7 protein-coding genes, 2 tRNA genes and 3 pseudogenes are annotated in these 7032 nt (G+C 39.0%); 3 read left to right on the top strand and 9 right to left on the bottom strand.

Annotated elements, in window-relative coordinates:
* From ACEYV4_RS08775 to ACEYV4_RS08765, 3 pseudogenes are all read right to left on the bottom strand, one after another.
* Positions 1 to 329: pseudogene (locus ACEYV4_RS08775) on the bottom strand (acetyl-CoA carboxylase carboxyl transferase subunit beta); the annotation flags it as partial.
* Positions 307 to 807, bottom strand: a pseudogene (locus ACEYV4_RS08770) (acetyl-CoA carboxylase biotin carboxylase subunit); the annotation flags it as partial. The pseudogenes ACEYV4_RS08775 and ACEYV4_RS08770, both read right to left, overlap by 23 nt.
* Positions 806 to 982: pseudogene (locus ACEYV4_RS08765) on the bottom strand (GTP pyrophosphokinase family protein); the annotation flags it as partial. The pseudogenes ACEYV4_RS08770 and ACEYV4_RS08765, both read right to left, overlap by 2 nt.
* Before the next feature lie 155 nt (positions 983 to 1137).
* Between ACEYV4_RS08765 and ACEYV4_RS08760 the strand changes: the two are divergent.
* A complete protein-coding gene (locus tag ACEYV4_RS08760; RefSeq protein ID WP_373842914.1) occupies positions 1138 to 1770 on the top strand; it encodes a DsbA family protein in 633 nt (210 codons plus the stop codon).
* A gap of 42 nt (positions 1771 to 1812) precedes the next feature.
* Here ACEYV4_RS08760 and ACEYV4_RS08755 read toward each other — a convergent pair whose 3' ends face one another.
* The 4 genes from ACEYV4_RS08755 to spxA all read right to left on the bottom strand — a co-directional run bounded on the left by ACEYV4_RS08755 (position 1813) and on the right by spxA (position 5579).
* Positions 1813 to 3198 (bottom strand): C69 family dipeptidase, encoded by a 1386-nt coding sequence (locus ACEYV4_RS08755; RefSeq protein ID WP_373842913.1) that lies wholly within the window; start codon positions 3196 to 3198, stop codon positions 1813 to 1815.
* Positions 3199 to 3216: 18 nt separating this feature from the next.
* The gene (locus ACEYV4_RS08750; protein WP_373842912.1) at positions 3217 to 4269 is read right to left on the bottom strand and encodes a competence protein CoiA; all 1053 of its coding nucleotides are present in this window, start codon (positions 4267 to 4269) and stop codon (positions 3217 to 3219) included.
* Positions 4270 to 4367: 98 nt separating this feature from the next.
* Positions 4368 to 5063: an adaptor protein MecA gene (locus ACEYV4_RS08745; RefSeq protein ID WP_373842911.1), complete on the bottom strand. Its 696-nt coding sequence runs from the start codon at positions 5061 to 5063 to the stop codon at positions 4368 to 4370.
* Positions 5064 to 5177: 114 nt separating this feature from the next.
* Positions 5178 to 5579, bottom strand: coding sequence for a transcriptional regulator SpxA (spxA, locus tag ACEYV4_RS08740; RefSeq protein WP_373842910.1), 402 nt, complete (start codon positions 5577 to 5579; stop codon positions 5178 to 5180).
* Between the two features lie 213 nt (positions 5580 to 5792).
* Here spxA and ACEYV4_RS08735 point away from each other — a divergent pair, with 213 nt between their 5' ends.
* Both ACEYV4_RS08735 and ACEYV4_RS08730 read left to right on the top strand, forming a co-directional pair.
* Positions 5793 to 6287, top strand: coding sequence for an antibiotic biosynthesis monooxygenase (locus tag ACEYV4_RS08735; protein ID WP_373842909.1), 495 nt, complete (start codon positions 5793 to 5795; stop codon positions 6285 to 6287).
* Positions 6288 to 6602: 315 nt separating this feature from the next.
* Positions 6603 to 6743, top strand: a complete 141-nt coding sequence (locus tag ACEYV4_RS08730) for a transposase (RefSeq protein ID WP_373842915.1) — start codon at positions 6603 to 6605, stop codon at positions 6741 to 6743.
* Positions 6744 to 6872: 129 nt separating this feature from the next.
* On the opposite strand, the gene ACEYV4_RS08725 is transcribed toward ACEYV4_RS08730, so the two are convergent.
* Positions 6873 to 6947: transfer RNA gene (locus ACEYV4_RS08725), tRNA-Asp, on the bottom strand.
* A 4-nt stretch (positions 6948 to 6951) separates the two neighbouring features.
* Positions 6952 to 7025 (bottom strand) — tRNA-Met (locus tag ACEYV4_RS08720).
* Positions 7026 to 7032 lie beyond the last annotated feature (7 nt).

Genomic DNA, 7032 nt, shown 5'->3' with positions numbered 1-7032 from the left:
GTCAAAACTGAATCATTTAAGCCAGTTGCTTCCTGACCTTTTTTCAGTTTTTCCGGATAACCAGGAAAGTTTAGAAAATCGGTTGGCTGCAAGTCGTCATCCATCTCGGTGAAATCATCAACCAACCACTTTACACGCTGTCGAGCAGAAATCCGCCAACCAGCGTGACAGTTCGGGCAAGTTGCGTACTCGTCAAGGTCAGCTTTAACTACTGTTTGTCCACAATTAGGGCAACGAACCCAGAGATTATCGGGCACCTTTTTGTCGGCAGCTTTATCAGCTTTGACGTGACGCTCACTTAAGGTATTAATGTGTCGGAATAGCTTCATTCATTCTCACCTTCCATTTGGGTAAAAATTGCTTTTCCAAAAACATCGTAGTGGCCGTCCCCTTCAAGAATTCGGGATCATTCAGAATTGCTAGGTGGAATTCTTGGTTCGTCGTTACACCCTTAATCACCATTTCACCCAGCAATCGTTTCAATCGGCTGATTGCTTCTGCCCGATCTTTACCGTGGGCGATGACTTTTGCAATCATTGAGTCGTAAAACGGCGTGACAGTTGCACCCGTGTAAAGGGCGGTGTCGATCCGCATCCCCAAATTGCCAACTGGCAAGTAGAGGTAATCAATATTACCAGTTTGCGGCATGAAGTTTCTGGCTGGGTCTTCGGCATTAATCCGGCATTCAATGGCGTGGCCATTAATCTGGATGTCATTTTGAGTAAACGGCAGCGGCTCACCAGCAGCCACTTTAACCTGTGCTTTCACCAGGTCAATCCCGGTTACCATTTCGGTGACAGTGTGTTCGTCGAATCATCTTTTCCTTAATGCTATCGATAGGTTTGACCCGGCCAGTCACAAATTCAATTGGTGAATGCTCACCTCGTTCCTGGTATTGTTTACGCATTCCCCGTAGTTTAACTTTCAATTCGTTCACGGCCTGTTGATATGGCAATAAAAAATGCTGCCAATTTTCAATCATAATCAAAGCCTCCTGTTAAATCTGCATATTATTTTAGCATACTTTAATCTACTGGTCGTTAACAATGCTGTTTGCTTTACAAGTTCGCTCTTTTTTGCCACAATTAAAATTGTTCAATATAAGTTTGTTTTCCAAACTGATCGGAGGAGCAATTAATGCTTGAGATTCATTTATTTGTAAACCCCTTGGGGATGCGTTGTTTTCGCTGTGAAAATGATGTCTTACGGGTTGATCATGAATTGAATACCAAAATTAACTACCAATTCGTCCCACTGTTTAACATGCAAACAATTGATGATACGTTACAGTTGTACCACCTAAATCAACATAGTCTTCAAGTTCGTCAAGTAGTTGCTAAGACTCTTTTCCAAGTAATTCTTGACTACAAAGCAGCCCTCTTTCAAGGGCGAAAACGTGGCCGGCGCTATCTTTTACACTTGCAAAACGCCATCATTCAAAACGATGTTAGTTATTCATTAAGCTTAGTTAAACAAGCAGCTCGGGATTCACACCTAGACTTAGAAATGTTTTTAGAAGATCGTCAGTCTAAGCTTGCTCGTCACGCCTTTCATGAAGATCAACAGGTAGCGGCTGAACTAGGAGTTAATCAAACGGCAACAGCGGTGGTTTTCGATACTGATCAAACTGACTATGGCTTTTTAATTCCACAATTTGATTATGAAACCTTAATTCAGATGTTTTACGAAAATCGTCTCAGTCGTGGCCAAAATGCTAAACAATTTATCGCTCAGTTTCATCATCCTACTTTAAAAATCATTCAAAAATAAACGTCAGCCAAGATGTTAACACATCCACTGACGTTTTTTTCTTTAGAATTGTAATTTAGCATGTTCAAATGCAATCTTTACTAAGTCCCCTAGCAGATCAACCGCTCCTTGATATGCTTTGTCAGCCATCTGTTGGTTAACCTTTGTTAAATATGACGCAGGAGTTGTTTGCTGATTAACCTTTTGATCTGCAATTGTTTGAAGGTGTCGACTATCAGCCACCACCTGTTGCTCATAATTTTCAACCTTAGGCCGAGCTAGTTGATAATACTGATCACCAATCGCTGCAATGGTATGTGATAACCAATACATCTGCTTAGTTGAATATTGGGTCGTGGTATCCCGATATTGTGTCGGCGTATCGATAACATTAGCATAGAATGGGACAACGGCGTTAAACGCATTCGGTCCAAAAGCAAGCCAGTGAATTCCGGCAACTGCTGGTGCAACCCCATTTCGAATCTGCAAGATATGGAGTTCCAAATTACGATTAAGAGCAATGGAACGATAAGGGCCATGACCAGTCGTTTGTTCATAAGGATCATAAGGAGTGTTTTGAAAATGGGAAGACATAAGATCTTTAATTTCTTCAATCGTTAATTTATGATCAGCATGACAGATAAATGGCAGGTCTTGGTCAGTTGGTCGGTGTGTGCCTCTGCCTCCTAATTGCTGTTGAACATACCAAGCTCGTGGATTATTGTAACGGGTATCGGTCACCGTTTGGCTACCACAAATCGTCCGTAAGTTATAACTACCATCAAGAGCTGGATTTAATTGATGATTATCAATTAAATCCTGTAAACCTGGATCACTGAGAGTCATTGGTGAATCAAAATCAAATGTTGTAATGTTAAAACGATTTGGGGCGATTACATAAGCATCATCCGGGATTCGGATGGCCGCCCAATGGTGTCCACCAATCGTTTCCATATACCAAACCTCATTATGGTCACCGAAAGAAATGGCATTGGCTTCATAGGTACCGTACTTTTCCAGTAATTTACCAAGCCGCAAGACACCTTCTCGTGCTGTTTTAATATAAGGCAGTACCAGAGTAACAAAGTCCTCTTCCCCAATCCCACTTTCTGTATTAAATGGGTCTAGCCCAAGAATTCGTGAATTGGTAGTAATGGTTTCAGTTCCCGTCATCGCAACATTATGCTGGTTAATACCACCCGCTGCGAAGATGCCAGCCGAATCATCCGCATCTGGAGTTGACGTATATCCCACCGGATTATCAGGCAATTCCAGTTTAAACGTAGTCGTTTTGCTTTCATAGTGCCGTGGCTGTGCAGCCGCCTGAATAAACATAAAACGTTGCGGATCAAAAGCATTTCCATAATCTTCTTCTCGACAAACAACCGTGGATCCATCGATAGTCGCTCGCCGACCAACCAATAGTGTCGTACAACTATGTCTTTTCATCTGCTCATCCCCTCTATATTAATATTTTAATGCAAAACCATTTGAAAACCTATTATTTTTTAAGCTATTCAACTTTTGAGCAGGACTATTAAACCATACCGGTCGCTGTAATAATAAGTAACCATGAGCACACTGGATTAAAATCCGTACGCTAACCAATTCAGCCGTAAATTGATAAAGAAAATGTTCATGAAGAAGGGATGATGAAATACAACCATAATTTAGCCACTTTACAGGAATCTTAGAATAAAGCCAGTTTATCCAATCTAAATATGGCCAAAAGGTAAATGGAGGCAACTGCATCAAATGCCAGATTATACCGATTCGCCAGAGAATAACCGGTTCACGCATAAGAGGCCAGGCTGGTTGCAGATCATGACAAATAAACGGACAAGCAGCTAGTTGATAAGTTATTTGCCTACCCATTATCCGCATTAACAAAGCCGGGTGGTGAATTTGAAAGATCATTAAATGATTAGTCTGTATTTGAATAATAGTGGATTTAGTAAGTTGTTTTTTAGTGGTTAATGAACGCCGGGCAAAACTACGATCAATCCGTAGGCACCCTTTCTTAGTATCCCAAAACAATAATGCCGGTCGTCCAGCCACTAATTGCGTAAACTGAGCTATTTTAGTTGATTGGAGGTGTCGTTGATATGGTGCTCCTAATAGCCACCATGGCTGAATACCTAGCTGATGATAGCCAGCATTGCGTTCCTGAAGGCGTTTTAGACTTAGTGGACTGCACTGAAACTCAAGTGCCACTAACCGACCATTAATCCTCAGCAACAAGTCTGGACGTTGAGCGATAGTCGGTAAATACACTTCTAATTGTGGCTGATAACCTCGACGAGCTGCCCATTGGTATAGTTGCATTTTCCCTAAAAGGTGTTCCTGAGTTTCTCCTTCACTCAACCGACAATGACTTCCACGACGGTGAGCAAAATGAGCAACCCGATGTGCACCGTGTCGTAAAATTACTGGTTCATGACAACTAGGACACCAATAAGTCTGATCGACCAAAGCATTCAAAGCAAGGATGAGGCCATGTTGACCTTGTGCAACTAACATTTTCTTCCCTCCCCCTATAAGATAAGGACGGAAAGGAACAAGGTTAATATTAAAAAAATCGACAATGTTTAAAAAAAACATTGTCGATTTAACTATCCTTAATTAAAATAATGACGAATTGTATGCAAGGCAGAAACAGCCATCAGTTTTTTGCCATATTCATTCAAATATATTGGCGTTATTACCGTTGGGTTACCATACTCATATGCCAATGCTAAACTGTTTTTAATTAAATTATCATTATCAACTGACTGATAGTATTTCATTGCCAAATAATACTTTCCATTATATTTATAAAGCTCACTTACCACATCATCATCCTCAGCAATATGCGCAAAAGCAACGAGATCCTCAAAGTTATTGAAAACAACTACTCGCCAACTAGCGGCTTGATGTGGCTTTTGCTGTCCATGCTTATCGTTTGTCATCGGCTTGGTAGGTTTGGTACTTCCTTTCACCGGCTGTAATTTTGAATCCGCTTGCTGAGCAAGATTATGTTTGATATATTGAGCAATTTGCTCATTGTTTGTGGCCTGTCCTCCATCAGGTGCATTGGGATCATTTTTACTAATGAATAGTTCTAAGCCATTACTAGTCGGCATGACCTGAAAAGTAACAGAATCATTGTCTTGAAATTGATGATCAGTATCAACCTCACGTAAAATACTGTAAAAGAAATCTTCAATTTGTTGGTGATTCCCTAATAGGTCCAAAATGGTGATTCCCCGTGCACTAAGGTCATCATTATTAATTAATACGCGAATCGTGTTTTTATTGATGTGTTCCATTTCCATCGGCAGCACCCCCTCGATTCGCTAAAAATAAAACTTTAACTACTATTCTAAAACCTTTCACCTAAAAGTAAAGAAATAAAAATGGAGAAGCAATAATTTACTTCTCCAAACTAATTAAATTAAATTTGCCTTTCGTTGTGCTTCGGCTAGCTCGTAAGCCCGTACCTTTCGCGGCAAGAAACGTCGAATCTCATCTTCGTTATAACCTACTTGAAGACGTTTATCATCCATAATAATTGGCCGCCGTAAAAGGCCAGGATTCTTACCAATCAATTCAAATAATTTTTTCATTGGTAATTCATTTAAGTCAATATGAAGCTGTTTATAGGCCTTTGACCGTTTAGAAATGATATCTTCCGTCCCATTTTCGGTCATTTGTAAAATGTTCTTAATTTCATCAAGTGATAAAGGTTCAGAAAAAATGTTCCGTTCCTTGAATGGAATGTTGTGTTCTTGCAACCAAGCACGTGCTTTTCGGCAAGAGGTACAACTTGGAGACGTATAAAGCGTAACCATTAAATAAAAGCCTCCTTTGGTTTCGTTTCAACAACATTCATTAATACAGTTATCATTATACTATCTTCTAGTAAGGGATAAAAGTGGATTTAGCCAATTTTATTAACTTTTTGTAAGTGAATTTCTAAACTATTTGACAGAATCACCAATTTTTTCAAGCAAACTGTACTATAATAAAAAGGAAGTAATATGTTGTTATGAGGAGGAATAGTTGTGTTAACTAAAATTAGTTTTACATTTGGTTCACGCCAAGTTCTTAAAAAAATTATTAGTCAAAATACTGATCGTAAACTCAAACTGATGCAAGCTTCTACCCACAGTAATAAGTTAGCCTTATTTGATTTCTCAGGTAAAGAAACAGTATTCAAGACACCGGTTAACCTAACAGTTTTAAACGAATCACTCAATGCTAATTTTAACGGTATTTTATATTACCAATCTTTCCAAGTAAATGGTGATCGTCAAAAACTGCTATATGATAGTCTAGATAAAATCATTGACGATGCTCCAGAAATTGGTAATGGCTTTTTGATGAATTCAGTTTCTAACCAAAGCGAGAGTTCTACACTTATTTTGTTAAGTGCTTGGAATGACTTTGAAGACTTAACCGCTTGGCGGGAAAGTGATTCATTTAAGTCATTAGCTAATTTTACTACAATTGGTTCTGACAATTACTACTATGATGAAATTTATCGTCCAGTATACTAATAAAATAAAAACTACAATTTTGAAGTGCTGATGTGATTTAACATCAGTGCTTATTTTAGTTTAAACTTAAAACAAAAACGAAAGATGACTGAGCCATGTATGAATAATCATTGACTACGCTCAGGATTAACATTGAAATGCTTGGAAGGACCGATTGCTGATCGTGGCTCTCCAATTAACGTTCAATTTACTCTTTTGTTTATCCAATTTGCGGAAAGCCAATATTGCACAATAGTTTTAAACTAGTTAAATATCTTAGCTCAGCGCTGAATTACAAGCTAACAATTGGCCAATTGAGAGTAGAAATACCTTTTCATTAAAGTTAATTATAACAATGGCCCCATTGAAGAAACCAACAATAAGATTAAAGTGATCAAATACACTGTTTATGGTCCTCAAAGTTTTCTTAACTGCCAGGCTCAAATTCTACTAGCTTTTTTATTACCTATTTCGTAATTAATTGGTAAATAAAAAACAACTCTTGCCAAAGTTCAGACAAAAGTTGCTTAAAAAAAACTGTTTCATTTTCTCATCAGTACTTCCTAACGAAAAAAACAAAAACAAGTAATCAACACTTGTAAGTAACGGTCCGTACGAGACTCGGACTCGTGATCTCATCCGTGACAGGGATGCGTCCTAAACCAACTAGACCAACGGACCAAAATTGCGGGGGCTGGATTTGAACCAACGACCTCCGGGTTATGAGCCCGACGAGCTACCAGACTGCTCTACCCCGCGATAATAA

Source organism: Limosilactobacillus sp. (assembly GCF_041859915.1).
In the GTDB taxonomy this organism is placed as follows: domain Bacteria; phylum Bacillota; class Bacilli; order Lactobacillales; family Lactobacillaceae; genus Limosilactobacillus.
This window is presented reverse-complemented; position numbering and strand designations above follow the sequence as displayed.